The organism is Aeromonas sp. R10-1 (assembly GCF_040908465.1).
GTDB classification, from domain to species: domain Bacteria; phylum Pseudomonadota; class Gammaproteobacteria; order Enterobacterales; family Aeromonadaceae; genus Aeromonas; species Aeromonas caviae.
In genome coordinates this window covers 44,549-66,978 of the sequence record NZ_JBFODT010000005.1, presented here as the reverse complement: position 1 = coordinate 66,978, position 22,430 = coordinate 44,549, and the positions used below count along the sequence as shown (strand labels likewise).

Here is a 22,430-nt window from a genome sequence, read left to right as displayed (position 1 = left end):
CACTGAGTATCAAAAGGATTGGGCCAAACCAAAGTTGCCCCCCAGGCCAGCGGACTGGTCATCCCGCCCCCATCTTTGGCATGATGGCCTCATCAATGGCAGGAGGCTTCATGCAGCAAATCGTGTTTCTCGACAGCGACACCCTGGACACCGGCATCAATCTGCGCCGCCCCGATTTTCCCCATCACTGGCAAAGCTACCCGACCACGGCACCGGATCAGGTGGTGGAGCGGCTCAAGTGCGCCAGCATCGCCATCATCAACAAGGTGCGCATCGGGGCCGATGAACTGGCCCAGCTGCCCGAACTGCGCCTGATCGCCCTGGCCGCCACCGGCAGCGACAACCTGGATCTGGAGGCGTGCCGCGCCGCCAATGTCGCCGTGTGCAATATCCGCAACTACTCGGGCCCTTCCGTCCCCGAGCACGCCATGGCCCTGATGCTCGCCCTGTCGCGCAACCTGTTCGCCTGGCGCCAGTCCCTGCTGGAGGGGCGCTGGCAACAAAGCGGCCAGTTCTGCTTCTTCGACCACCCCATCACGGATCTGCATGGCAAGCGCCTCGGGATCATCGGCAAGGGAACCCTGGGACAGGCACTGGGACAGCGGGCCAGCGCCATCGGGATGGAGGTTTACTATGCCCAGAGCCAGGTCGGCTCCCCGGGGGATGACGACAGGCTGCCCCTGGATGCCCTGCTGCAAAGTTCGGATGTGATCAGCCTGCACTGCCCGCTCACCCCCTACACCCGCCATCTCATCGGGGAGCGGGAGCTGGCCCTGATGAAACCGGGCGCCCTGCTCATCAACGTGGGCCGTGGCGGCCTGGTGGACGAGCAGGCGCTGCTCGAAGCCCTCGGCAACGGCCGTCTGGGCGGCGCCGGTTTCGATGTGGCGAGTGTCGAGCCGCCGCCTCCGGATCACCCCCTGATGCAGGCCCTGCGTTACCCCAATTTCATCCTGACTCCCCACGTGGCCTGGGCCAGCGAAGAGTCGATGCAGCGCCTCGCGGATCAGCTCATCGACAACATCAACGCCTTCTCCCTTGGCAGGCGCCAGCACCGGCTGGTGTAAGAGGCCGCTCGCCGCCCCTCACGGGCCGGCAGCGGGATCAAAAAAAGGGGCCAAAGGCCCCTTTTTGTCGGTCAGCTTGCCGCGGCATCAGTCGTCATGCCATCTGTGCTTGCGGTGCTTTTTGTGTTTCTTGTGGTGCTTGTGATAGCGCCTGTCATCGTAATAGCGATCGCCGCGGCTCTCGTGACCATCCCCGGTCCTGGCTCCGATGGCGGAGCCACCGGCACCACCGATACCGGCGCCGATCAGCTGGCCCGTGCTGCCACCGACGCTCTTGCCGATGGCAGCCCCGCCCAGGGCACCGACGGCGCCGCCGAGCGCAGCTTCGTTCTTGTTGCCCCTATTGGCCGTGGCCGCACCACCGGCCGCGCCCCCCAGGGCGGCCCCCACCAGGGCGCCGGTGTCGCCACCCAGCTCCTTGCCGATCATGGTGCCCGCCACCCCGCCGGCTCCGCCGCCGAGAATGGTATTGAGGGTCTCGGATGCCTGCACCTGTCCTGTGCCCAACAGCAACGCCCCCAGCAGCGCCAGTGCGCTCATGCCAAACGGTTTCATTTTCATGGGGTACTCCTGTCAAACCTGATGATTGATTATTTTTCCCTGCACTATACAAAGCCCCCTCACCTGCGCCACTGCCGCAAGGGGCACCTCACGGCCAGCCCTCCCTGTCTCCGGTTCGCGACACGATGCAAGAAAGCAGGCTAACCACCTGAAACCACATCAAAAAAAAAGGTCACACGAGAAATCATCCCCGTCATGACCCTTTTCCCGGCCCAAAGGCCCTTTTTTGCAGCGATCACCGTCAGACAGATACTGTCACAACCTCCCCGTCAACGGGCGACGACGCCGCCAGATGCCAGCAATCCCGCCCCTGGTGCTTGCTCTCGTAAAGGCAGGCATCCGCCCGCTCGAGCAGCGTCAGGGCATCATCCGGATAGCGCGCGCCGCCGGCGCTCAGGGTGATGGCGTCGGCGAACTCCCGCCATTTCAGGGCCTTCACCCGACCGAGCAGGTGGGTCAGGCGACATTCCACCTCCGCCTGCTCCCAGGGCAGCAAGGCCGCAAATTCATCGCCCCCGATGCGGTAGACCTGCTCATCCCCCAGGGTTCTCGCCATGATGGTGGCTACCCGAAACAGCACCGCATCCCCCACACCGTGTCCCCAGCTGTCGTTGACGCGCTTGAAGTTGTCCACATCGAACAGCACCAGCCAGTAGGGTGTCCCCGCCTGCTCCAGTCCGGCCCGCTGCTGATCGAAGGCTCGCCGGTTCAGGATGCCGGTGAGAGGGTCGTGGAGCAGGGCATCCTGCCCTTGCAGCAGGCTGTTTCGCACCTGTTCTATCTCTCCCAGGCTGCCGTGCACGAACCAGGTTCGCTGACGCCGCTGGATCTCCTTTCTCGCCTCATCCCGGATGAGGCCGCTGAGCGAGCCCTGCACCAGCGCCTGCTCCTGGCGAAAGATCCGCACCAGAAACCACAGGCTGCACAGCCAGATGCAGAGCAATGCCAGGGCGGGCAGCACCACCATCAGCAGGGTGTCTTGCAGGTTTTCATGAAAATGGGAGGGGGGGAGATAGACGTTGAGATCCCACTCCATCCCCTCCAGAGCGTGTTGCAGGTGGCGACCTGCCCAGAACCCGTCCAGGCCGGCCGCCTGCGTCTCCCGCTCTAGGCGGGGCGGCAACAGCGACAAATTGTGCCCCACCACCAGCTTGCCGCCCTTGCGCTCGGTGATGTAGAGGGCCACCGGATCCTCACCCACCGCCCGGTGCAACGCCCCCTGCAAGGCGCTGAACGACATGTCCACCATCAGCAGCCCAAGCAGTTGCCCCTCATCATCCTTGACCCGCTTGATGAGAGTCAGTACCTGCCGGGCCGAATCGAACTCCGGGTAGGGACCGAACCAGACGAGATCATCGCCCTCGCCGGACAGGGTCTGGTACCAGGGCCGCGCCTGTGCCCGGTAGCCCTCTGGTTGCTGCCAGTCGGGATAGCCGTCGAGCCGATGGGTGCGCGCATTGTAGAAATAGAGGAAGTGGGCGTCGTACTTGAACTGATGGGCAATGGCCCAGATGGGATTGATGGCCGATGCCCCGGCAGCGATGGCCTGCTTGTCCAGGGACGCCTCCAGCACGCCAAGCTGGCGGCGGTTGTCCTGCGCCATGTCCTGGAGCAGGGTGGCGTCGAGGGCGGCCAGCATGTGACCGTAACCCGCCACCGTCTTGTCGATGCTGCTCAGGTAGCTGGCTGCCGCCAGCAACAGGGTGGCGATCAGCACCAGCCCTCCCAGGAGAAACGACAGCGGAGTCAGTATGTAATAGCGTTCCTTGATCAGCGCCGCCGTCATGTCACTCTCTATAAAATGTCATATTGGATGAATTTTATAGATTAAAAATCTGCAAAAGATATTGATTGAAGTCATTAACATCCACTGCTAATGATAAAAAAGATATCAAGGTGTCTCACGGCCATATTCACATCCGTCATGTGAATATCCATAAAAAGTAGAAACAGTCATTACTCGTCGTTGACGGTTTATTGCCCGCAAGGTGCTATAGTCGATGACTCGAGAAATCGGAGCCAGATGACCTTTGTCGGCAACGCTGGCGGTGATGATTCATCAACCAAGGAGATGTTATGAGCAGTCCGTTTATCGAACAGATCAAAGCACGTCGTACCATCTATGCCCTGGGCAACCGGGTGACCCACTCCGAGGCCCAGCTGACCGCCCTCATCAAGGATGCCGTCAAGCACAGCCCCTCTTCGTTCAACTCCCAGAGTTCCCGCGCCGTCATCCTGTTCGGCGAGCAGCACCACAAGCTGTGGGACATCGTCAAGGCGGAGCTCAAGAAGATAGTGCCGCCGGAGGCCTATCCCCAGAGTGAAGCCAAGATCAACGGCAGCTTCCGCGCCGGGGCTGGCACCGTGCTCTTCTTCGAAGACACCGCCGTCATCGAGGATCTTCAGCAGAAATTCGCTCTCTATGCCGACAACTTCCCCATCTGGTCCGAACATGCCACCGGGATCGCCCAGTTCGCGGTCTGGACCACCCTGGCCCAGGAGGGCATCGGCGCCTCCCTGCAACACTACAACCCGCTCATCGACGATGCGGTGCGCAAGGAGTGGGACCTGCCCGTCAGCTGGCTGCTTCGTGCCCAGATGCCTTTTGGCAGCATAGAGCAACCTGCCGGCGACAAGACCTTCATCGACGACGACGTGCGTTTCCGGGTCTTCAAGTAAGCCTTCACGCCCCCTCCACCAGGGGGCGTTTTCTTCTCTCCCCCTCGTTCACCCTTGTCACGTGCCAGCCATACTCTGAACAAACGCTCTCTTGTCAGGAGGTCCCCATGGGGGACATCGCACGCCAACGTACCTCATGCACATTGACGCCCTTGTCCGCTCTGTTGTGTGTCGCCGCCCTGGTACTGCTGTTCTCGCTGATCGGCATCTTCACCCGCCCCCCCAACCTGCTGGCGGCCTTCTGGCCTGCCAATGCGGTCCTGCTCGGCTGCATGGTGCGCTATCCACGCCTGGCCACACCGGCGGGCTGGGCCGGCGGCATACTGGGCTTTTTTCTCGCCGCCCTCTTCACCGGCGAGCCCCTGTTCAAAACCATCCTGCTGACCTGCGGCAACCTGGCCGGCATCGGCGTCGGGTATCTGCTGATGCATCGGCTCGCGCCTGCCGACAAGCTCCTCAGGCGCCCCACCTCCCTCGTGCTCCTGCTGCGAAACACCCTGGCCGCCTCCCTCGCCGCCGGCGTGGTCGGCGCCATCATCAATCCCATCCTGTCTCTGGGCCCCCCGCTCTACGGACTGGGCTTCTGGTTTGCCAGCGAGCTGGTGAACTACATGACCATACTGCCGGTGCTCCTGACACTGCCTCCCCATGACAGCGTGCCCCCCTGGCGCACCCTCCTTTACCGCACCGAGTTCTCCTGGGCCAGATTGATGCCGCTGCTGAGCCTGGTGGCCTCCCTGCTGCTCACCCTGCTCGTCGAGGGGCCGGGATCCATCGCCTTCCCGGTACCGGCGCTGCTCTGGTGCGCCGTCACCTACTCCGTCTTCGCCACCAGCCTGCTGACCCTGAGTTACAGCACCCTGATCCTTATCGCCCTCTCAAACGGCAACCTCGTCATCAATCACGATGTCCAGACCCAGTACTGGATGTTCTCCGTCCGGATAGGGGTCATGTTGATCGCTCTCACCCCCCTGACCGCCGCCAGCATCATGGCGGCCCGCAACAGCCTGCTGCGGGAGATGAAACACCTGGCCCACCACGATCACCTGACCGGCGCGCTGAACCGGGCCGGCTTCTGGTCGGCCGCCAATGAACTGCTCCAGCACCTCACGGTGCAGCGCTACCCTGTGGCGATCTGCATGCTGGACATCGATCATTTCAAACGCATCAATGATCGTCACGGTCACGAAGAGGGTGACAACCAGTTGAGCAGCTTCGCGGCCCGGGTGCGCGACCAGCTTCGACCGGGAGATCTCTTTTGTCGCCTGGGGGGAGAGGAGTTCGTGGCCATCTGGCCCGGCCTCAGCGAGGAGCAGGCCATGGCGGTAGCCGAGCGGCTGCGAAAAATCGTCGCGCAGCCAGGGGAAGAAAAGGGAGCCGAGCCCGCCGTCTGCATCACGGTCAGCATCGGTATCGCCTCCCAGAGAGAGGGCCCCTTCAATCTGGACGAGCTGCTCTCTCGCGCCGATCAGGCGCTCTATCTAGCCAAGCACAATGGCCGCAACCGGGTGGAACGCTATTCGGCCGAGCAGGCTTCCCCCAGCATCGGGCAATCTTGCGGCGCCTGAATGGCGTGCCCCTTGTCGTCATCATCCTGCCTCTGCCGGCAGCGGGGCGGGCAGATGAAGATGGAGCCCGTCCGGTGCCACCTCGATCTCGATCCCGCGCCAGTCCCGCAGCCAGCCCTTGAGCCTGTCGTCATACCGCCTTGTTCCCCCCATCTGCACCACCTGGCAACCCGCCTGCAGGGCGCTGGCAATGCCCGCTGGTGCATCCTCGAACACCAGGCAATCGGCCGGAGCCAGTCCCAACCGGCTGGCAGCCAGCAAATAAGGCTCGGGATCCGGCTTGCCCCGTACCACATCTCCGGCGCACACCAGGAGTCGGGGCAGCGGCAATCCGGCGTGCAGCAGCCGGTGTTCTGCCACTCTCCGGCTTGCGGAAGTCACCAGCGCCCAGCGCGTCGACGGCAGCTGTTCGAGCCGTCGCCGGGCACCGTCCAGGGGTATCGGCGCCGCAGCGTATGCCATCTCCAGATCGTCGAGCAGGGCCACCTCCACCGCCATGTCCAACTGGGGAGCCAGGGCCCCTATCACCTCCCGTGAGCGCACGCCGTGACACATGGCGAGCACGGGAGCGGGATCCAGCCCATGGTGCTGACACCAGCGCCGCCACACGACTTCCACGTCGCCGGTGGAGTGGACCAGGGTCCCGTCCATGTCCAGCAGCAGGGCCGCGGCCTTCACGCGCACCGCGCTCACAGGGCTCTCCCCGCCAGCGCATCGGCGAAGACCTGCCGCTGGGCAGCGGCCTCGTAACAGGCGAGCGCCTGCTCCGCATTGCTGGCCCACACCGGCAAGGGGGCGACGACGAACCCCTGCTGCAACAGACTGGTCAGCAGCTCCCCGGTCTCCGGTGCGGCCAGCGGCTGAGCCATCACCAGGCTCCCCTTGATCAAAAACAGATAGCGTTCGCTCGACATGACATGACTCCTTGTGGCTGAACAGCGGGCAAGCAGGTCCGTTTCGAGACCATTAGAACAAGGAGATTAGATAATTTATAATCAATAAATCGCCACATTGGATAACCAAATGGAATGAGATTCGACCTGAGACAATTGCAGGCCTTCGTCATGCTGGCCGAGAGTGCCAACTACCGGGAGGCGGCCAGCCGGCTTTTTGTGACGCAACCGGCCCTGACCAAGCAGATCCAGGGGCTGGAGCAGGCCCTCGGCAGCACCCTGTTCAACCGGGGCCGCCACGGGGCCGAGCTGACCGCCATCGGCCTCCAGTTGCTGCCCCAGGCCATGGCTCTGGTGGATCACGGCAAGGGATTCGAGCAGCATGCCCTGGCGCTGGCAAGCGGTGCCGCCGGACGCCTCAACATCGGGTTCGGGCTCTCCAGCTTCGCACTGGCCCCCTCCCTGGTGGCCCGTTTCAAACAGCAGGCCCCCGACGTGCTGGTCCACCTACGGGACACCACCTCCGCCATCCAGCAGGAGCACTTGCTGGCGGGTCGGCTGCAACTGGGCTTCATGCGACGGCCTGATGCGCCGCAGCTGAGGGAGCACAGGTTGCTGACGGACAGACTGGTGCTGGCCGTCCCCACCCAGGTGGCAGGGCCGGACTTCGACCTGGAGCGGGCGCTGATCCGCGATCCCTTGCTGCAGATGGTGGGCCATCGCTGTCCGGGCCTCAGCCAGCAGATCGCCCGCTTTCTCGGCGCCAACCGGCTGACCGGTCTCATCCAGGAGGCGGAAGACATCCAGACCCTGGTCGCCCTGGTGGCCGCCGGTATCGGCAACGCCATCCTGCCGCGCAGCGTAGGGTTCATCGCGGGCAAGGAGGTGACCCTCTACCCTCTCTCCGGCCCCTGGTCGGAATGGGAAATCAGCCTGGTGTGGAACCCGGAATTTGCCGATCCCATCCGGGATCGCTTCCTCGCCATGGTGAGAGAGACGCACCCCGAGCCCGCATGAGGTGCATGAGATACCTGCTGGAGGAGATGGCCGGGCTCAGTCCCGTTCCGCCAGCTCCGCGACCTTGATGATCTCGGCAATGCGACCGAGCATGCGCAGGGAAGCCTGGTGTTCTGCGGCATCCGCCGCCGCGCAGGCATCTTCCAGGATGGTGATGGCGTAGTCCCGATCGTGGCCATCTCGCACCGCCCCCTGAATGGCCCAGCTGGTGCTCACGCCGCACACATAGAGATGCTCGATGCGATTGGCCCGTAGCGCGGGCTCCAGCGCCGTGCCGTAGAAGGGGCTGACCCTGGGTTTGGTCAGCACCAGATCCCCGGGTTGTACATCGAGATCCGGGTGAAAGTCGGTGCCGCTGTCCGCCAGGGAGAGGGCCCCGAACTGCCGGGCACGGCCAAACATGGGGGAACCCTTGGGTTGCAGCAGATAGCCCTCGTCAAACCCCACCTTGATGAGCACCACCAGCCAGCCGTGAGCGCGGGCATGGGCCAGCGCCTGATTGGCATGCACAATGGCGTCCTGCTCGATCACCTGGGCCGCCGAGGCGGCGATGCGCCCGTCCGGGTGGGCGATGTCGTTGATGAAATCGATCACCAGCAATGCCTTGTTCATGGTGTGCTCCCCCCTTGCCTGAGGCCGTTTTGCCCCTGCGCCGCCTGGATCACTCCTCGCGGCCATATAAAAAACCGGCTGGCACCATCACACGGATTGATATGCCATCCGATTGGCACCTGGCAGTGCCACGCACTGCCTCATACCAGCCCAAGCGCATAGCGTAGCGCCATCTCCTTGAGGGGGCCCGCCTTGTCCGCCAGATTCAGCGCCAGGTTGCGGGCAAGCCTGAGGGGGCCTATCTCGTTGCTGAAGACCCCGTAGAAGAGATCCATCCCCGACTGCATCAGCAGGTTGTCAGGGCGGCGTCGCCCCTCGTAACGCCCGGCCAGCGCCAGCTCATGCCACTGTGCCCCCGCCTTGCCGAGCAACCCGGCCCAGCAGGCCACGTCCTTGAAACCGAGGTTGACCCCCTGCCCCGCCAGCGGGTTGATGGTGTGGGCCGCATCCCCGAGCAGCACCACTCGCCCGGCGTGATAGTCGTTGGCGTGGCGGCGCACCAGGGGGAAGCTCCCCTTGGCCGTCACGGTGAAACCGCCAAGGCGGCTGGGGAAGTGGCGGCGCACCTCGACGGCCAGGGCCTCGTTGCTCATGGCGGCCAGCGCCCGGATGCGGGCCGGGCTGTCATACCAGACCAGGGAGCCATGGCGGCCCGGCAGCGGCAGAAAGGCGCGCGGGCCGCTCGGGGTGAACTGCTGCCAGGTGATGTCTTCCTGGGCAAAATCGGTGTCGATGTTGATCAGCATGCAGTGCTGGCGGTACTCGAAACGCGACACCCCGATGCCGGCCAATCGCCGGGTGTGGGATTCGGCACCATCACAGGCCAGCACCCAGCGCGCCTGCAGCTCGGTGCCGTCATCCAGGGTCAGCACGGCGTCATCCGCACTCTGGCGCAGACTCGTCACCGCCGCCGGGGTATGGGTCTGGATGGTCGGGAAATCCTCCATCCTTTTCAGCAGGGCGAGCTGGATCAGCCGGTTCTCGATGATGTAGCCGAGCTGGGGCAACCCGAGATCCACCGCGTCGAAGCGGGTAGCGAAGCCGTCCAGCTCCCAGGTCTCCAGCCGGCGATAGGGGCACAGCCGCATCTGCTGCAGATATTGCCAGGCACCGGCCCGGGTCAGCAGCGCCACCGAGGCCTGACTGATGGCGGAAACCCGCAGATCCAGCGACTGCTCGGGGGCATAGGGCTCGGGCAACCGGGTCTCGATGACCCGCACCGAGAGCCCCTCTGCCGCCAGCAGGCAGGCGGTGGCGGCACCCACCATGCCGGCGCCGACGATGGCGATATCACACTGTTCCATAACTTGATTCCTGCAAGGAGTCCCCGCGATAAGGGGCAAGGGCCGAACCGAATGGGGCATGATAGCGCAAGGAGGCGGCAGAAACAGTGAGGGGGATGCGCAATTGCCGACGACAAGCCGGCCCTGATGGCGGCGGGCGGCCCCAGACTGGTCAGCACCGGGATTGCGGAGTAAAATGGCCGGTCCTTTGACCCTGCCGATTTCAAAACCAGTCACGAGAAGCAATGAGCAAGAAACTTCATATCAAGACCTGGGGCTGCCAGATGAACGAGTACGACTCGTCCAAGATGGCGGACCTGCTGGATGCCAGCAATGGCTACACGCTTACCGAGGAGCCGGAAGAGGCAGATGTGCTGCTGCTCAACACCTGTTCCATCCGCGAGAAGGCCCAGGAGAAGGTGTTCCACCAGCTCGGTCGCTGGAAGAAGCTCAAGGCGAAAAAACCGGGGCTGGTGATCGGGGTGGGCGGCTGCGTCGCCTCCCAGGAAGGGGAGAACCTGCGCAGCCGGGCGCCCTATGTGGACATCGTCTTCGGACCCCAGACCCTGCACCGCCTGCCGACCATGATCAAGCAGGTGCAGGAGGGGCGCGGTGCCCAGGTGGACATCGCCTTCCCCGAAATCGAGAAGTTCGACAACCTGCCCGAACCCCGTGCCGAGGGGGCGACCGCCTTCGTTTCCATCATGGAAGGCTGCTCCAAGTACTGCTCCTTCTGCGTGGTGCCCTACACCCGTGGCGAGGAGGTGAGCCGGCCGCTGGATGACGTGCTCTATGAAATCGCCCAGCTCGCCCAGCAAGGGGTGCGCGAAGTGAACCTGCTCGGCCAGAACGTCAACGCCTACCGGGGGCCGACCTTCGACGGGGAGGTCTGCACCTTCGCCGAGCTGCTGCGCCTGGTGGCTGCCATCGACGGCATCGACCGCATTCGCTATACCACCAGCCACCCGGTCGAGTTCACCGACGACATCATCGAGGTCTATCGTGATACCCCCGAGGTGGTCAGCTTCCTGCACTTGCCTATCCAGAGCGGCTCGGATCGCATCCTGACCATGATGAAGCGCCCGCACACCGTGCTGGAGTACAAGTCCAAGATCCGCCGCCTGCGCGCCGTGCGTCCCGACATCACCATGAGCTCCGACTTCATCGTCGGCTTCCCGAACGAGACGGACGAAGACTTCGAGGCCACCATGAAACTCATCGAGGAGATCAACTTCGACATGAGCTTCAGCTTCATCTACAGCCCGCGCCCCGGCACCCCGGCCGCGGATCTGCCCGATGACGTCGACATGGAAGTGAAGAAGGCCCGCCTGACCCGACTGCAAAACCGCATCAATCACCAGTCCATGCTCATCGGCCGCGCCATGCTGGGCTCGGTGCAGCGCATCCTGGTGGAGGGGCCCTCCAAGATGGATCCCATGCAGCTCAGTGGCCGCACCGAGAACAACCGGGTGGTCAACTTCGAGGGGCCGCACCGCCTCATCGGCGGCTTCGCCGACGTGGAGATCACCGACGTACGCCCCTACTCCCTGCGCGGCCGCTTCATCCGCGGCGAGGACGAAATGAACCTGCGCATCGCCACGGCTCCGAGCGAGATCCTCGCCCGTCGTCCTGACAACGTGCCCGATGATCTGGGCGTTGCGGCCTTCAGACCCCATTGATGACTCTCTCCCCCGCCCCCTGGCGGGGGAACAACCGATAAGAGGACACCTTGAGCCGACACATCTCCACCCTGAATCTGCACCTTGAACCCGCCGACAACCAGCGCCTCGCCAGCCTGTGCGGACCCTTTGACGACAACCTCAAGCAGCTGGAGCGCCGTCTCGGCATCGAGATAAGCTACCGGGACAACCACTTCCAAGTGATCGGCAAGCAGGCCCAGGTGGAGGCGGCTGCCGTCATCCTCAAGCACCTCTATGTGGAAACCCAGCCCCTCAAGGGGAGCAAGGTGAGCGACATCACCCCCGAGATGGTGCACCTGGCGGTGCAGGAGTCCCGCGTGCTGGAGCAGGACGACGAACCCGCCCCCTCCCTGCCCTACGGCAAGGAGGTCACTGTCAAGACCAAGCGCGGTCTCATCAAGCCCCGCAGCCCGAACCAGGCCCAGTACATCGCCAATATCGTGCGCCACGACATCAGCTTCGGCATCGGGCCCGCCGGGACCGGCAAGACCTATCTCGCCGTGGCCGCCGCCGTGGATGCCCTGGAGCGCCAGGAGATCCGCCGCATCCTGCTGACCCGCCCGGCGGTGGAAGCCGGTGAGAAGCTCGGCTTCCTGCCCGGCGATCTTTCCCAGAAGGTGGACCCCTACCTGCGCCCCCTCTACGACGCCCTGTTCGAGATGCTGGGCTTCGAGCGGGTGGAGAAGCTGATGGAGCGCAACGTCATCGAGGTGGCGCCGCTTGCCTACATGCGCGGCCGCACCCTCAACGATGCCTTCATCATCCTGGACGAGGCCCAGAACACCACCACGGAACAGATGAAGATGTTCCTGACCCGCATCGGCTTCAACTCCAAGGCGGTGGTGACCGGCGACATCACCCAGGTGGACTTGCCTCGCAGCACCAAATCCGGTCTGCGCCACGCCCTGGAGGTGTTGCAAGGGGTCGATGGCCTCTCCTTCAATTTCTTCGAGTCCAAGGACGTGGTGCGTCATCCCGTGGTGGCCCGCATCGTGCAGGCCTACGAGGCATTCGATGCCCAGCAGGCGGCCGAGAAGAGCGCAGCCACTCCCCGCAACGAAAACACCAGCAAAGAGAGTGCCCAATGAGCGTGACCCTGGATCTGCAACTGGCCTGTGCCAGCCCGGACGGCCTGCCGACCGAGGCCCAGCTGCAAGGCTGGCTCGACGGCACCATTCTGGGCTTCCAGGAGGAGGCCGAGGTGACGGTGCGCCTGGTGGACGAGGCGGAGAGCCGCGAGCTCAACCACACCTATCGCGGCAAGGACAAGCCCACCAACGTGCTCTCCTTCCCCTTCGAGGCGCCGCCGGGTCTCGAGCTGCCCCTGCTCGGGGATCTGGTGATCTGCCGCCAGGTGGTCGAGGCCGAAGCCGTCGAACAGGGCAAGCCCCTGATGGCCCACTGGGCTCACATGGTTGTGCATGGCAGTCTGCATCTGCTAGGTTATGACCATATCGAGGACGAGGAAGCCGAAGAGATGGAGCAGCTCGAGCGCGACATCATGCAGGAACTGGGCTTCGCCGATCCTTATATGAACGACGAAGAGTAACGAACCGGATGGTCATCGTCTTGAAACAGCCGATGCCCATCCTCATATAGCCACAACGATTTCAAGTGTGTTCATACGAGTAACCAAGAGAGAAAATGACCGACGATCACCCTAGTACCGGCTCGCCGAAGAAAACCTGGCTCGACAAACTCAGCCAACTCTTCCAGGGCGAGCCAAAAGACCGCAACGATCTGGTAGAGGTCATCGCCGATGCCGAAGAGCGGGACCTCATCGATCAGGACACCAAGGACATGATCGAGGGCGTGCTCGAAATTGCCGAGCTGCGCGTGCGTGACATCATGATCCCCCGCTCCCAGATGGTGACCATCGAGAAGTCCCAGCCGGTGGACGAGTTCCTGCCGGTCATCATCGAATCCGGCCACTCCCGCTTCCCGGTGATCAACGAAGACAAGGATCACGTGGAGGGTATCTTGCTCGCCAAGGATCTGCTGCCGTTCGGGTTTGGCGGCCAGCATGCCAGCGAACCGCTCCAGCTGGAGAAGATCCTGCGTCCCACGGTGATCGTGCCGGAGAGCAAGCGGGTCGATCGCCTGCTCAAGGAGTTCCGGGAAGAGCGCTACCACATGGCCATCGTGGTGGACGAATTTGGCGGTGTCTCTGGTCTCGTGACCATCGAGGACATTCTGGAGCTCATCGTCGGCGAGATTGACGACGAGTTCGACGACATCGAGGACGAGCCGGAAGAGATCCGCCGCATCAGCAAGCGGGTCTTCTCGGTGAGCGCGCTGACCGAGATCGAGGACTTCAACGACTTCTTCGGCACCCAATTCAGCGATGAAGAGGTGGACACCGTCGGTGGTCTGGTGATGCACGCCTTCAGCCACCTGCCCAAGAAGGGTGAAGAGATCGAACTCGACGGCTACCTGTTTAAGGTGATGCACGCCGATCGCCGTCGCCTGCAACAGTTGCAGGTGAAGATCCCCGAGCATCATGCGGCGGCGCAGCCGGAGTCCTGATCCCGCCCAGCACCACGCACATCCCGCGCCCCTCTCGTCAGGGGCGCTTTTTTTGCCTCTCTCCCGCCGCGCGACCGCCCCTGGGCCCACGCCGACCGCGAGGCTCGCCGTTGACCCGGTTTGCGGTTAAGATGTCGGCCATTGTGTTTCCATTCAGTCCAATTCGAGCCCCGATCCCCCGTGAAATCGAAACTCCTGACCAGCCTGTTTGCCATTGCCAGCGGCGCCATCGCCGTGCTGGCCTTCTCCCCTTTCGGCTACTGGCCCCTGGTGATCCCCTCCCTGCTCGGCCTTTACGCCCTGCTGGACAAGGCCACCCCCAAACAGGCAGCCTGGCGCGGCTTCGGCTACGCCATGGGTCTGTTCCTGCCCGGGCAGTGGTGGATCCACGTCAGCATGACGGAGTTTGGCGGCATTCCGCTGCCGGCCGCCTTCGTGCTGCTGGCCGGGCTCTGCGCCTATCTCTCCCTCTACCCGACCCTGGCCTGCTGGCTCTTCGCCCGCTTCTTTGCCGGCCGCCACTGGAGCCGCTGGCTGCTCGCCTTCCCGGCGCTCTGGCTGATGGCCGACTGGCTGCGGGGCTGGGTGATGACCGGCTACCCCTGGCTCTGGTTCGGCTACACCCAGATAGACGGCCCCCTCAAGGGCTTCGCTCCCCTTCTCGGGGTGCAGGGCATCACCCTCGCTCTGCTGCTCACCGCCTCCGCCCTCTGGCTGGTATGGCAACACCGCAAGCCGGCCTGGCTGCTGCTCCCCGTCGCCCTGGTGGGCGCCGCCCAGGGGCTGATGCAGCTCAACTGGGTGACCCGGGGTGAACCGGTCAAGGTCGCGCTGGTGCAGGGCAACATCGAGCAGTCCCTCAAGTGGGATCCGGAGGCCCTGGTGCCGACCGTGCGCAAGTATCAGGATCTCAGCCGCGAGAACCAGGATGCCGACATCATCGTCTGGCCGGAGTCCGCCATCCCGGCCATCGAGAAGGAGATGGGTACCTATCTGGAGAGCCTGGACAAGGCGATGAAGGTGAACGACACCGGCCTGCTGGCGGGGATCATCCATTACGATCTGAAACAGCAGCGCTTCTTCAATACCGTGCTCGGCATGGGGGTGCAGGATGCAGAAGGCAAGGAGTCCTACTACTACGAGCACAAGAACCGCTACTACAAGTACCACCTGCTGCCCATCGGCGAGTTCGTGCCCTTTGAAGATCTGCTGCGTCCCATCGCCCCCTTCTTCAACCTCCCCATGTCCTCCTTCAGCCGGGGTGACGAGGTGCAGCCGAACCTGATCGCCAAGGGGCTCAAGTTTGCCGCCGCCATCTGTTACGAGATCATCTTCCCGGACGAGGTGCGCCGCAACGTGCAGCCGGATACCGACTTTCTGCTGACCGTCTCCAACGACGCCTGGTTCGGCACCAGCATCGGCCCCTGGCAGCACATGGAGATCGCCCGCATGCGCGCCCTCGAGCTGGCCCGCCCGCTGCTGCGCGACACCAACACCGGCATCACCATCGTCACCGAGATAGACGGCAGCATCATCGCCCAGATCCCGCAGTTCGAGGCTGGAGTATTGCGTGCCGAGGTACGCCCCGCCCACGGCCAGACCCCCTATCTGCGTTTTGGCAGCTGGCCCATGTATGGCCTGGCCGCCGCCCTGCTGGGGCTGGCCCTGTGGCTGCGCCCACGTGCCCACCCCTGGGCACGCAAGGGCTAAGACCACACAACGCCGATAAACAAAAGAGGCGCCCTTGGGCGCCTCTTTTTATGGTTTGGCTTATGGCTTGGCACAGTCTGGCGGCTCAAGGAGACAGCGGCTCGCGATGATATTCATCGGCCCCACACTCCGGGCAGGTGTCAAGCTGCTCCGGGTGCAGCACGGTATGGCGCCACTCGCAGTGGTCGCACACCAGCACCCCGAGTCCCACCCAGTCCCCCGCCCGGTAGACCCCCTTGTGTTCCAGCTCGTCCGCCAACTCCTGCCACTCCACCTGGGTGCGGTCGGTCACGTCTGCCAACCAGGACCAGGCGGTGTCCTTGAGCGCCAGCATGAAGGCAGACTCCTCCACCTGCTCATCCTTGCGCCCTTCGTCATAGTTGCCCAGATCCCGCTTCACATACTCGGCGATCAGCGCCAGCTCGTCCTGGGTCAGATCCCCGGCCGCCTCCAGATAGGCCTGCACCTTGGCGATCATCCGGTTGAGGCGCTCTCCCTGAAACGCTTCCGTCTCTTCCCACTGCTTCTTGAGCTGGGCGATAAAGGCTTCATACCCTTGTCGACGTTTGTCCATGGCCATCACTCCTCTGCTGAATCCCGATCGAGCCAGACCCTGACCTCGGGCTCGGCGGATACGGGCGGCGGTTGCCATTCTCACTTCGTTGCGACTCTCGCGGCTCTTGCGACTCTGCAAATCCTCGCGGGTACCGGACCTGGCCCGAGACCGGGCGGATGCTGGCGGTTGTTGCCGCCGCAGGATATGGGTATTCTATCGGGATTTCCCAGCCGTTTTATCTATTCATTTCACAGATCCGGATGTCACCAATGCAAGAGCAATACGTTCCCCAATCCATAGAACCAGCAGTGCAGAAGCACTGGGATGCCAAGAAAACCTTCAAGGCGGTGGAGAAAGTAGACAAGGAAAAGTTCTACTGCCTCTCCATGTTCCCCTATCCGTCTGGTCGTCTACACATGGGGCACGTTCGCAACTACACCATAGGTGATGTGATCTCCCGTTATCAACGGCTCAATGGCAAGAACGTGCTGCAACCCATCGGTTGGGACGCCTTCGGCCTGCCGGCAGAAAACGCCGCCATCAAGAACAACACGGCGCCGGCCCCCTGGACCTACGAAAACATCGAATACATGAAGAACCAGCTGAAGATGCTGGGTCTGGGCTATGACTGGGATCGGGAGCTGGCCACCTGCAAGCCGGACTACTACCGCTGGGAGCAGTGGTTCTTCACCAAGCTCTACGAGAAGGGTTTGGTCTACAAGAAGACCTCCTCCGTCAACTGGTGCCCGAACGACATGACCGTACTGGCCAACGAGCAGGTTGTCGACAACTGCTGCTGGCGCTGTGACACCCCGGTGGAGCAGAAAGAGATCCCCCAGTGGTTCATCAAGATCACCGACTACGCCGAAGAACTGCTGAACGATATCGACAATCTGGAAGGCTGGCCTGAGATGGTCAAGACCATGCAGCGCAACTGGATTGGCCGCTCCGAAGGGGTCAACATCAGCTTCAATATCGACGGTCAGGCCGAGCACCTCGAGGTCTACACCACCCGTCCGGACACCTTCATGGGTGTGACCTATGTGGGAATCGCCGCCGGTCACCCGCTGGCGCTGCAAGCAGCCCAGAACAATCCGGAGCTGGCCGCCTTCATCGAAGAGTGCAAGAACACCAAGGTAGCCGAAGCTGAACTGGCCACCATGGAGAAGAAGGGCATGGCAACCGGCCTCTACGCCATTCACCCGCTGGATGGCCGCAAGGTGCCCGTCTGGGTCGCCAACTTCGTGCTGATGAACTACGGCACCGGCGCCGTGATGGCGGTACCGGGTCACGACCTGCGTGACCACGAATTCGCCACCAAGTACGGCCTCGAGATCAAGCCTGTCATCAAGCCGGTTGATGGTGACGTCGACGTGAGCGAAGCGGCTTATACCGAGAAGGGCGTGCTGTTCAACTCCGGCGAGTTCGACGGCCTCGACTTCCAGGGTGCCTTCGATGCCATCGCCAACAAGCTGGAAGGGCTCGGCAAGGGCAAGCGCACCGTAAACTACCGTCTGCGCGACTGGGGTGTCTCCCGTCAGCGCTACTGGGGCGCCCCCATCCCCATGCTGACCCTGGCGGATGGTACCGTGGTGCCGACCCCGGAAGATCAGCTGCCGGTTCTGCTGCCGGAAGACGTGGTGATGGACGGTATCCAGAGCCCCATCAAGGCCGACGCCGAGTGGGCAAAGACCACCTACAATGGCCAGGAAGCGTTCCGCGAGACCGATACCTTCGACACCTTCATGGAGTCCTCCTGGTACTACGCCCGCTACTGCTCCCCGGACTACGACAAGGGCATGCTGGATCCGGCGGCTGCCAACCACTGGCTGCCGGTGGATCAATACATCGGCGGCATTGAGCACGCCTGTATGCACCTGCTCTACGCCCGCTTCTTCCACAAGCTGCTGCGTGATGCGGGCCTCGTGAACAGCGACGAGCCGTTCAAGCGCCTGCTCTGCCAGGGCATGGTGCTTGCCGACGCCTTCTACTACAAGGATGAGAAGGGCGGCAACGTCTGGGTCAGCCCCCTCGACGTCAAGGTTGAGCGCGACGACAAGGGCCGCATCACCAAGGCGGTCGACCTCGAAGGTCGTGAAGTGATGCACTCCGGCATGACCAAGATGTCCAAGTCCAAGAACAACGGCATCGACCCGCAGCTGATGGTGGAGCGTTACGGCGCCGATACCGTCCGTCTGTTCATGATGTTCGCCTCTCCGGCCGAGATGACCCTGGAGTGGTCCGACTCCGGCGTGGAAGGTGCCCAGCGCTTCCTGCGTCGCCTGTGGCGCATCACCTTCGAGCACGTATCCGGTGGCGCCGTTGCCGCACTGGACGTCGCCGCCCTCACCAGCGACCAGAAAGCCGTGCGCCGCGAGCTGCACAAGACCATCGCCAAGGTGAGCGACGACGTGGGTCGCCGTCAGACCTTCAACACCGCCATCGCTGCCATCATGGAGCTGATGAACAACCTGGCAAAACTGGGCAGCGAAGCTCAGGATCGCGCCCTGATGCAGGAAGCGCTGGAAGCGGTCGTGGTCATGCTCTACCCCATCACCCCGCACATCGGCTTCGAGCTGTGGAAGATGCTGGGCAAGGAAGGGGACATCGATGTCGCGGCCTGGCCGGTGGCTGACGAAGCGGCCATGGTCGAGACCGAGAAGCTGGTGGTGGTGCAGATCAACGGCAAGATGCGCGGTAAGCTGACCGTGCCGGCCGAGATAAGCCAGGCCGACGTCGAGAAGCTGGCCATGGCCGATGCGTCCGTACAGAAGTTCACCGACGGTCTGACCGTGCGCAAAGTCGTGTACGTGCCGGGCAAGCTGCTCAACATCGTGGCCAACTGATGACGCCTCCCCTGGCGGCGGCCGACAGTCTGGGCCAGGGGCTGACGACACACGGATGATGACGGCGGGCCCTGCGCCCGCCGCTCTTCCCTTCATGCAAAGAGGATTTTTTTATGGGCACCATCTTCACGCGCTGGATGGCCATCGTGCTGGCAGGACTGCTTCTGCAGGCCTGCGGTTTTCAGATGCGGGGCACCGCCATTCCCCCCGAGCTGATGACCATGAAAGTGGTCGGTGACAACAAGAGCGACTTCTACCGACTGGTCACCACCCGTCTCAAGGCCGCTGGCGTCGAACTCGCCGACAAGGAGGGCATCCCGGTGCTGACCCTGGCCGGGGTACGTAGCCGCAGCCAGGTCGCCTCGGTCGACTCCATCGGCCAGGACCGCGAATACCTGCTCAGTTACAGCACCCAGTTCACCGTGGTCATGCCGGGCAAACCGACCCAGGTCTTCCCCATCACCTTCAACCGCAGCTTCCTGAACAAGCCGGATGCGGCACTCGCCTCCTCCCGCGAGCAGGAGCAGCTGGGCAAGGAGATGCAGGAGCAGGCCGCCAACCTGGTTATTCGCCAGCTCAGTCAGGTCAAGTTCTGATGCGCGTATCTTGATGAGAGGGTGTTGATGAGAGTCTATCCCGAGCAGTTTGCGGATCACCTCAAGGCAGGGCTCAAGCCCTGCTATCTCATTTTTGGGGACGAGCCCCTGCTCAAACTGGAAGCTGTCGACGCCGTGCGCCAGGTGGCACGCAAACAGGGCTTCGATGAACGCCACAGCTTCGTGGTGGAACAGGGGCTGGACTGGAACCTGGTCTACGATGCCTGCCAGGCCATGAGCCTGTTCTCGGCCCGCCAGATCATCGAGCTGGAGCTGCCCGCCAAGATCGACAAGGATCTCGCCGCCCGCATCAGCGACATTGGCAAGCAGCTCCACCCCGACCTGCTGCTGGTGCTCTCGGGCCCCCGCCTCAACCAGACCCAGATGAAGGCGGCCTGGTTCGACAAGCTGAGCCAGAGCGGCACCTATGTGCCGGTCAACCACCCCGAACCCCGCTTCTTCCCGCGCTGGATGAGCGCCCGCTTTCAGCGCTTCGGCCTCAAGGCGCTGCCGGATGCGGTCAACTTCATGTGCCACGCCTACGAGGGCAACCTGCTGGCCGCGAGCCAGGAGATCGAGAAGCTGACCCTGCTCTCGCCGCCCCAGCCCATCAGCGTCGCCTATCTGCAGGAGACCATCATCCGCCACGCCCACTTCACTCCCTTCCAGCTCGTCGATACCCTGCTGGAAGGAAAGGTGAACCGGGCCCAGCGCATCCTGCTGGCCCTGCGCGCCGAGGGCACCGAACCCGGCATGCTGGCCTGGACCCTGTGCCGCGAACTGGAGCAGCTCACCGAGCTGGCGCTGGCCGCCCGCGCCGGACAGCCCCTGGTGGAGCATTTCAGCCGCCTGCGCATCTGGCAGAGCCGCCAGCAGCTCATCCAGCAGGCGCTGACCCGGCTTCCCTTCCCCAAGATCCGGCAACTCTGGCAACTGATGGCCCAGCTGGACCATGCCCAGCGCCATTTCGACACCGAGCAGGCCTGGCTGATGCTGCAAACCATCGCCCTCGGCTTTCGTGACGGTACCCCGCTCCCCCTGCTGGAGACGGAATCATGCTGACAACGCCCATCGGGATCCTCGGCGGCACCTTCGATCCCATTCACATCGGCCACCTGAGGCCCGCCATCGAGGCACGGGACGCCCTGGGTCTGGCCGAGGTGCGCCTGCTCCCGAACCATATCCCGCCCCACCGGGCCAATCCGCTCTGCTCCAGCGAGCAGCGACTCGCCATGGTCCGGCTCGCTGCGGCGGACAACCCGGGATTCGTGGTGGATGAGCGGGAGCTGAAACGCGACACTCCCTCCTGGACCATCGACACCCTTGTCGAATTGAGGAGCGAGCTGCCGGACACCCCGCTCTGCTTTTTGATGGGGATGGATTCCCTGCTCGGCCTGCCGGGCTGGCACCGCTGGCAGGAGCTGCTCGATTACGCCCATCTGGTGGTGAGCTGCCGCCCAGGCTGGCAACCGGATTATCCCGTCCAGGTGGCCGCGCTGCTGGCCCGCCACCAGACCCGGGACATTCAGGATCTCCATCGCCAGCGCCACGGTCATGTCTGGCTTTGTGACAACCTGCCCGTCGAGCTGTCGGCCACACGCCTGCGTGCCCTGCTCGCGGCAGGCCAGGATCCCAAATACCTGCTGCCCAACCCGGTCGCCGACTATATTCGGCGCCACGGGCTCTACCGCTCATCGGCAACGCAGTAAACGGCGCCACGCAGGCGGGTCAGCCGACACGTCCGGGCGCACCGGGCCCGGCCCTGACTATTGCCAGGCCGGGTTGCACACTATAGTGATCGTCAAGGGGCCCCTCCCCTACGGGACGGCTCCCCGGGCGACGCTCCCTTTGCCAGGCTGGGAAACGGGAGTGACCATGATATAATCCGCCGCCCTCTGGCGCCGGAAGATAGGAGAAGACATTGCAAGGCCAAGAATTGCTCGCCTTTATCGTCGACAAGATCGATGACATGAAAGGCCGCGACATCATCACCCTCGATGTGCGCGGCAAATCCAGCATCACGGACACCATGATCATCTGCTCCGGCAACTCCAATCGGCACGTCAGTGCCATCGCCCACAACCTCGCCAGCGAGGCCCGTCATGCGGGGCTCGACCTGCTGAGCGTGGAAGGGGAACTCACCGGTGAGTGGGTGCTGGTGGACATGGGGTCGGTCATCGTCCACGTGATGCAGGATGAGTACCGCGACTTCTACCAGCTGGAAAAGCTCTGGAGCGGCGCCGCCCAGGTCAATTCGCAATAAAGGGCGACAGCGTAACCAAAGATGAAGATCCAGTTGATTGCCGTGGGCACCAAGATGCCTGCCTGGGTAGAGCATGGCTTCGAAGAGTACCGTCGCCGCTTCCCCAAAGACATGCCGTTCGAGCTGGTCGAGATCGGCGCAGGCAAGCGCGGCAAGAATGCCGACATTCCCCGCATCCTGCAAAAGGAAGGGGAAGCCATGCTGGCCGCTGCCGGTCGCTCCCGCATCGTCACCCTGGACATTCCCGGCAAGCCCTGGACCACGGAGCAGCTCGCCGTGCAACTGGAAGCCTGGAAGCTGGATGGCCGGGACGTGGCGCTGCTGGTGGGTGGCCCGGAGGGGCTCTCCCCCGAGTGCAAGGCTGCTGCGGAGCAGAGCTGGTCGCTCTCGCCCCTGACCCTGCCCCATCCCCTGGTGCGGGTACTGGTGGCCGAGAGCCTCTATCGCGCCTGGAGCATCACCACCAATCACCCTTATCACAGAGAGTGACCCATGCCGACCCTGAGCATGCATTTCTCCTCTCTCACCCGCACGTCAGCCACAAGGTAACGGC

Annotated in this window: 22 protein-coding genes; 15 read left to right on the top strand and 7 right to left on the bottom strand. The window is 63.4% G+C overall.

Annotated features, from left to right (window positions below; all coding sequences use genetic code 11):
• The first annotated feature begins 110 nt into the window (after nucleotides 1-110).
• Nucleotides 111-1,067 carry a D-2-hydroxyacid dehydrogenase gene (locus tag AB5Y93_RS01530; RefSeq protein ID WP_039041095.1) on the top strand — a complete coding sequence of 319 codons (957 nt, stop codon included), beginning with the start codon at nucleotides 111-113 and terminating at the stop codon, nucleotides 1,065-1,067.
• Between the two features lie 87 nt (nucleotides 1,068-1,154).
• Here the strand turns inward: AB5Y93_RS01530 and AB5Y93_RS01525 are convergent, their stop codons facing one another.
• Nucleotides 1,155-1,628, bottom strand: a complete 474-nt coding sequence (locus AB5Y93_RS01525; RefSeq protein ID WP_039041096.1) for a YMGG-like glycine zipper-containing protein — start codon at nucleotides 1,626-1,628, stop codon at nucleotides 1,155-1,157.
• 241 nt (nucleotides 1,629-1,869) lie between these two features.
• Nucleotides 1,870-3,414 (bottom strand): sensor domain-containing diguanylate cyclase, encoded by a 1,545-nt coding sequence (locus AB5Y93_RS01520; protein ID WP_124244809.1) that lies wholly within the window; start codon nucleotides 3,412-3,414, stop codon nucleotides 1,870-1,872.
• Between the two features lie 290 nt (nucleotides 3,415-3,704).
• Between AB5Y93_RS01520 and AB5Y93_RS01515 the strand changes: the two genes are divergently transcribed.
• Nucleotides 3,705-4,307, top strand: coding sequence for a nitroreductase family protein (locus AB5Y93_RS01515; RefSeq protein WP_368228692.1), 603 nt, complete (start codon nucleotides 3,705-3,707; stop codon nucleotides 4,305-4,307).
• Between the two features lie 107 nt (nucleotides 4,308-4,414).
• Nucleotides 4,415-5,875: a diguanylate cyclase gene (locus tag AB5Y93_RS01510; RefSeq protein ID WP_368228691.1), complete on the top strand. Its 1,461-nt coding sequence runs from the start codon at nucleotides 4,415-4,417 to the stop codon at nucleotides 5,873-5,875.
• Between the two features lie 21 nt (nucleotides 5,876-5,896).
• On the opposite strand, the gene AB5Y93_RS01505 is transcribed toward AB5Y93_RS01510, so the two are convergent.
• Nucleotides 5,897-6,568 carry an HAD-IA family hydrolase gene (locus AB5Y93_RS01505; protein WP_368228690.1) on the bottom strand — a complete coding sequence of 224 codons (672 nt, stop codon included), beginning with the start codon at nucleotides 6,566-6,568 and terminating at the stop codon, nucleotides 5,897-5,899.
• Complete coding sequence (locus AB5Y93_RS01500; protein ID WP_010673776.1) at nucleotides 6,565-6,789, bottom strand: hypothetical protein; 225 nt, start codon at nucleotides 6,787-6,789, stop codon at nucleotides 6,565-6,567. Before AB5Y93_RS01500 ends, AB5Y93_RS01505 begins: the two co-directional genes overlap by 4 nt.
• Before the next feature lie 114 nt (nucleotides 6,790-6,903).
• Here AB5Y93_RS01500 and AB5Y93_RS01495 point away from each other — a divergent pair, with 114 nt between their 5' ends.
• Nucleotides 6,904-7,785, top strand: a complete 882-nt coding sequence (locus AB5Y93_RS01495; protein ID WP_139737758.1) for a LysR family transcriptional regulator — start codon at nucleotides 6,904-6,906, stop codon at nucleotides 7,783-7,785.
• A 36-nt stretch (nucleotides 7,786-7,821) separates the two neighbouring features.
• On the opposite strand, the gene AB5Y93_RS01490 is transcribed toward AB5Y93_RS01495, so the two are convergent.
• Both AB5Y93_RS01490 and AB5Y93_RS01485 read right to left on the bottom strand, forming a co-directional pair.
• Nucleotides 7,822-8,397: a cysteine hydrolase family protein gene (locus tag AB5Y93_RS01490; RefSeq protein ID WP_368228689.1), complete on the bottom strand. Its 576-nt coding sequence runs from the start codon at nucleotides 8,395-8,397 to the stop codon at nucleotides 7,822-7,824.
• A 140-nt stretch (nucleotides 8,398-8,537) separates the two neighbouring features.
• On the bottom strand, nucleotides 8,538-9,701 hold the full coding sequence (locus AB5Y93_RS01485) for an FAD-dependent monooxygenase (protein WP_010673773.1): 1,164 nt from the start codon (nucleotides 9,699-9,701) through the stop codon (nucleotides 8,538-8,540).
• 224 nt (nucleotides 9,702-9,925) lie between these two features.
• Here AB5Y93_RS01485 and miaB point away from each other — a divergent pair, with 224 nt between their 5' ends.
• The 5 genes from miaB to lnt all read left to right on the top strand — a co-directional run bounded on the left by miaB (nucleotide 9,926) and on the right by lnt (nucleotide 15,616).
• Nucleotides 9,926-11,359 (top strand): tRNA (N6-isopentenyl adenosine(37)-C2)-methylthiotransferase MiaB, encoded by a 1,434-nt coding sequence (gene miaB / locus AB5Y93_RS01480; RefSeq protein ID WP_010673772.1) that lies wholly within the window; start codon nucleotides 9,926-9,928, stop codon nucleotides 11,357-11,359.
• A 50-nt stretch (nucleotides 11,360-11,409) separates the two neighbouring features.
• Nucleotides 11,410-12,468 (top strand): PhoH family protein, encoded by a 1,059-nt coding sequence (locus AB5Y93_RS01475; RefSeq protein WP_010673771.1) that lies wholly within the window; start codon nucleotides 11,410-11,412, stop codon nucleotides 12,466-12,468.
• Complete coding sequence (ybeY, locus tag AB5Y93_RS01470) at nucleotides 12,465-12,929, top strand: rRNA maturation RNase YbeY (RefSeq protein ID WP_368228688.1); 465 nt, start codon at nucleotides 12,465-12,467, stop codon at nucleotides 12,927-12,929. Before AB5Y93_RS01475 ends, ybeY begins: the two co-directional genes overlap by 4 nt.
• Before the next feature lie 95 nt (nucleotides 12,930-13,024).
• Nucleotides 13,025-13,906, top strand: a complete 882-nt coding sequence (gene corC / locus AB5Y93_RS01465; protein WP_010673769.1) for a CNNM family magnesium/cobalt transport protein CorC — start codon at nucleotides 13,025-13,027, stop codon at nucleotides 13,904-13,906.
• Nucleotides 13,907-14,086: 180 nt separating this feature from the next.
• Nucleotides 14,087-15,616 carry an apolipoprotein N-acyltransferase gene (gene lnt, locus AB5Y93_RS01460; RefSeq protein WP_042014505.1) on the top strand — a complete coding sequence of 510 codons (1,530 nt, stop codon included), beginning with the start codon at nucleotides 14,087-14,089 and terminating at the stop codon, nucleotides 15,614-15,616.
• Between the two features lie 85 nt (nucleotides 15,617-15,701).
• Here lnt and AB5Y93_RS01455 read toward each other — a convergent pair whose 3' ends face one another.
• Nucleotides 15,702-16,190, bottom strand: coding sequence for a zinc ribbon-containing protein (locus tag AB5Y93_RS01455; protein ID WP_103243597.1), 489 nt, complete (start codon nucleotides 16,188-16,190; stop codon nucleotides 15,702-15,704).
• 251 nt (nucleotides 16,191-16,441) lie between these two features.
• Here AB5Y93_RS01455 and leuS point away from each other — a divergent pair, with 251 nt between their 5' ends.
• The 6 genes from leuS to rlmH all read left to right on the top strand — a co-directional run bounded on the left by leuS (nucleotide 16,442) and on the right by rlmH (nucleotide 22,366).
• Nucleotides 16,442-19,018 (top strand): leucine--tRNA ligase, encoded by a 2,577-nt coding sequence (gene leuS / locus AB5Y93_RS01450; RefSeq protein WP_368228687.1) that lies wholly within the window; start codon nucleotides 16,442-16,444, stop codon nucleotides 19,016-19,018.
• Nucleotides 19,019-19,131: 113 nt separating this feature from the next.
• Nucleotides 19,132-19,614 (top strand): LPS assembly lipoprotein LptE, encoded by a 483-nt coding sequence (gene lptE / locus AB5Y93_RS01445; RefSeq protein ID WP_043153202.1) that lies wholly within the window; start codon nucleotides 19,132-19,134, stop codon nucleotides 19,612-19,614.
• Nucleotides 19,615-19,641: 27 nt separating this feature from the next.
• Entirely contained in the window at nucleotides 19,642-20,676 is a 1,035-nt protein-coding gene (gene holA, locus AB5Y93_RS01440) for a DNA polymerase III subunit delta (RefSeq protein ID WP_244812909.1), read from the top strand.
• Nucleotides 20,670-21,323 carry a nicotinate-nucleotide adenylyltransferase gene (gene nadD, locus AB5Y93_RS01435; RefSeq protein WP_368228686.1) on the top strand — a complete coding sequence of 218 codons (654 nt, stop codon included), beginning with the start codon at nucleotides 20,670-20,672 and terminating at the stop codon, nucleotides 21,321-21,323. The genes holA and nadD overlap by 7 nt, the downstream gene beginning before the upstream one ends.
• Nucleotides 21,324-21,535: 212 nt before the next feature.
• The gene (gene rsfS, locus AB5Y93_RS01430) at nucleotides 21,536-21,877 is read left to right on the top strand and encodes a ribosome silencing factor (RefSeq protein ID WP_010673762.1); all 342 of its coding nucleotides are present in this window, start codon (nucleotides 21,536-21,538) and stop codon (nucleotides 21,875-21,877) included.
• 21 nt (nucleotides 21,878-21,898) lie between these two features.
• Nucleotides 21,899-22,366, top strand: coding sequence for a 23S rRNA (pseudouridine(1915)-N(3))-methyltransferase RlmH (gene rlmH / locus AB5Y93_RS01425; protein ID WP_005298242.1), 468 nt, complete (start codon nucleotides 21,899-21,901; stop codon nucleotides 22,364-22,366).
• The last annotated feature ends 64 nt before the right edge of the window (nucleotides 22,367-22,430 follow it).

Excerpts from the sequence above, each read along its gene's own strand:
- nadD (WP_368228686.1), top strand. The coding sequence starts at position 20,670 with ATGCTGACAACGCCCATCGGGATCCTCGGCGGCACCTTCGATCCCATT.
- AB5Y93_RS01490 (WP_368228689.1), bottom strand. The coding sequence starts at position 8,397 with ATGAACAAGGCATTGCTGGTGATCGATTTCATCAACGACATCGCCCAC.
- rlmH (WP_005298242.1), top strand. The coding sequence starts at position 21,899 with ATGAAGATCCAGTTGATTGCCGTGGGCACCAAGATGCCTGCCTGGGTA.
- AB5Y93_RS01495 (WP_139737758.1), top strand. The coding sequence starts at position 6,904 with ATGAGATTCGACCTGAGACAATTGCAGGCCTTCGTCATGCTGGCCGAG.
- AB5Y93_RS01510 (WP_368228691.1), top strand. The coding sequence starts at position 4,415 with ATGGGGGACATCGCACGCCAACGTACCTCATGCACATTGACGCCCTTG.
- leuS (WP_368228687.1), top strand. The coding sequence starts at position 16,442 with ATGCAAGAGCAATACGTTCCCCAATCCATAGAACCAGCAGTGCAGAAG.
- AB5Y93_RS01525 (WP_039041096.1), bottom strand. The coding sequence starts at position 1,628 with ATGAAAATGAAACCGTTTGGCATGAGCGCACTGGCGCTGCTGGGGGCG.
- holA (WP_244812909.1), top strand. The coding sequence starts at position 19,642 with ATGAGAGTCTATCCCGAGCAGTTTGCGGATCACCTCAAGGCAGGGCTC.
- lptE (WP_043153202.1), top strand. The coding sequence starts at position 19,132 with ATGGGCACCATCTTCACGCGCTGGATGGCCATCGTGCTGGCAGGACTG.
- AB5Y93_RS01485 (WP_010673773.1), bottom strand. The coding sequence starts at position 9,701 with ATGGAACAGTGTGATATCGCCATCGTCGGCGCCGGCATGGTGGGTGCC.
- AB5Y93_RS01520 (WP_124244809.1), bottom strand. The coding sequence starts at position 3,414 with ATGACGGCGGCGCTGATCAAGGAACGCTATTACATACTGACTCCGCTG.
- ybeY (WP_368228688.1), top strand. The coding sequence starts at position 12,465 with ATGAGCGTGACCCTGGATCTGCAACTGGCCTGTGCCAGCCCGGACGGC.
- corC (WP_010673769.1), top strand. The coding sequence starts at position 13,025 with ATGACCGACGATCACCCTAGTACCGGCTCGCCGAAGAAAACCTGGCTC.
- AB5Y93_RS01455 (WP_103243597.1), bottom strand. The coding sequence starts at position 16,190 with ATGGACAAACGTCGACAAGGGTATGAAGCCTTTATCGCCCAGCTCAAG.
- miaB (WP_010673772.1), top strand. The coding sequence starts at position 9,926 with ATGAGCAAGAAACTTCATATCAAGACCTGGGGCTGCCAGATGAACGAG.
- AB5Y93_RS01515 (WP_368228692.1), top strand. The coding sequence starts at position 3,705 with ATGAGCAGTCCGTTTATCGAACAGATCAAAGCACGTCGTACCATCTAT.
- AB5Y93_RS01530 (WP_039041095.1), top strand. The coding sequence starts at position 111 with ATGCAGCAAATCGTGTTTCTCGACAGCGACACCCTGGACACCGGCATC.
- AB5Y93_RS01500 (WP_010673776.1), bottom strand. The coding sequence starts at position 6,789 with ATGTCGAGCGAACGCTATCTGTTTTTGATCAAGGGGAGCCTGGTGATG.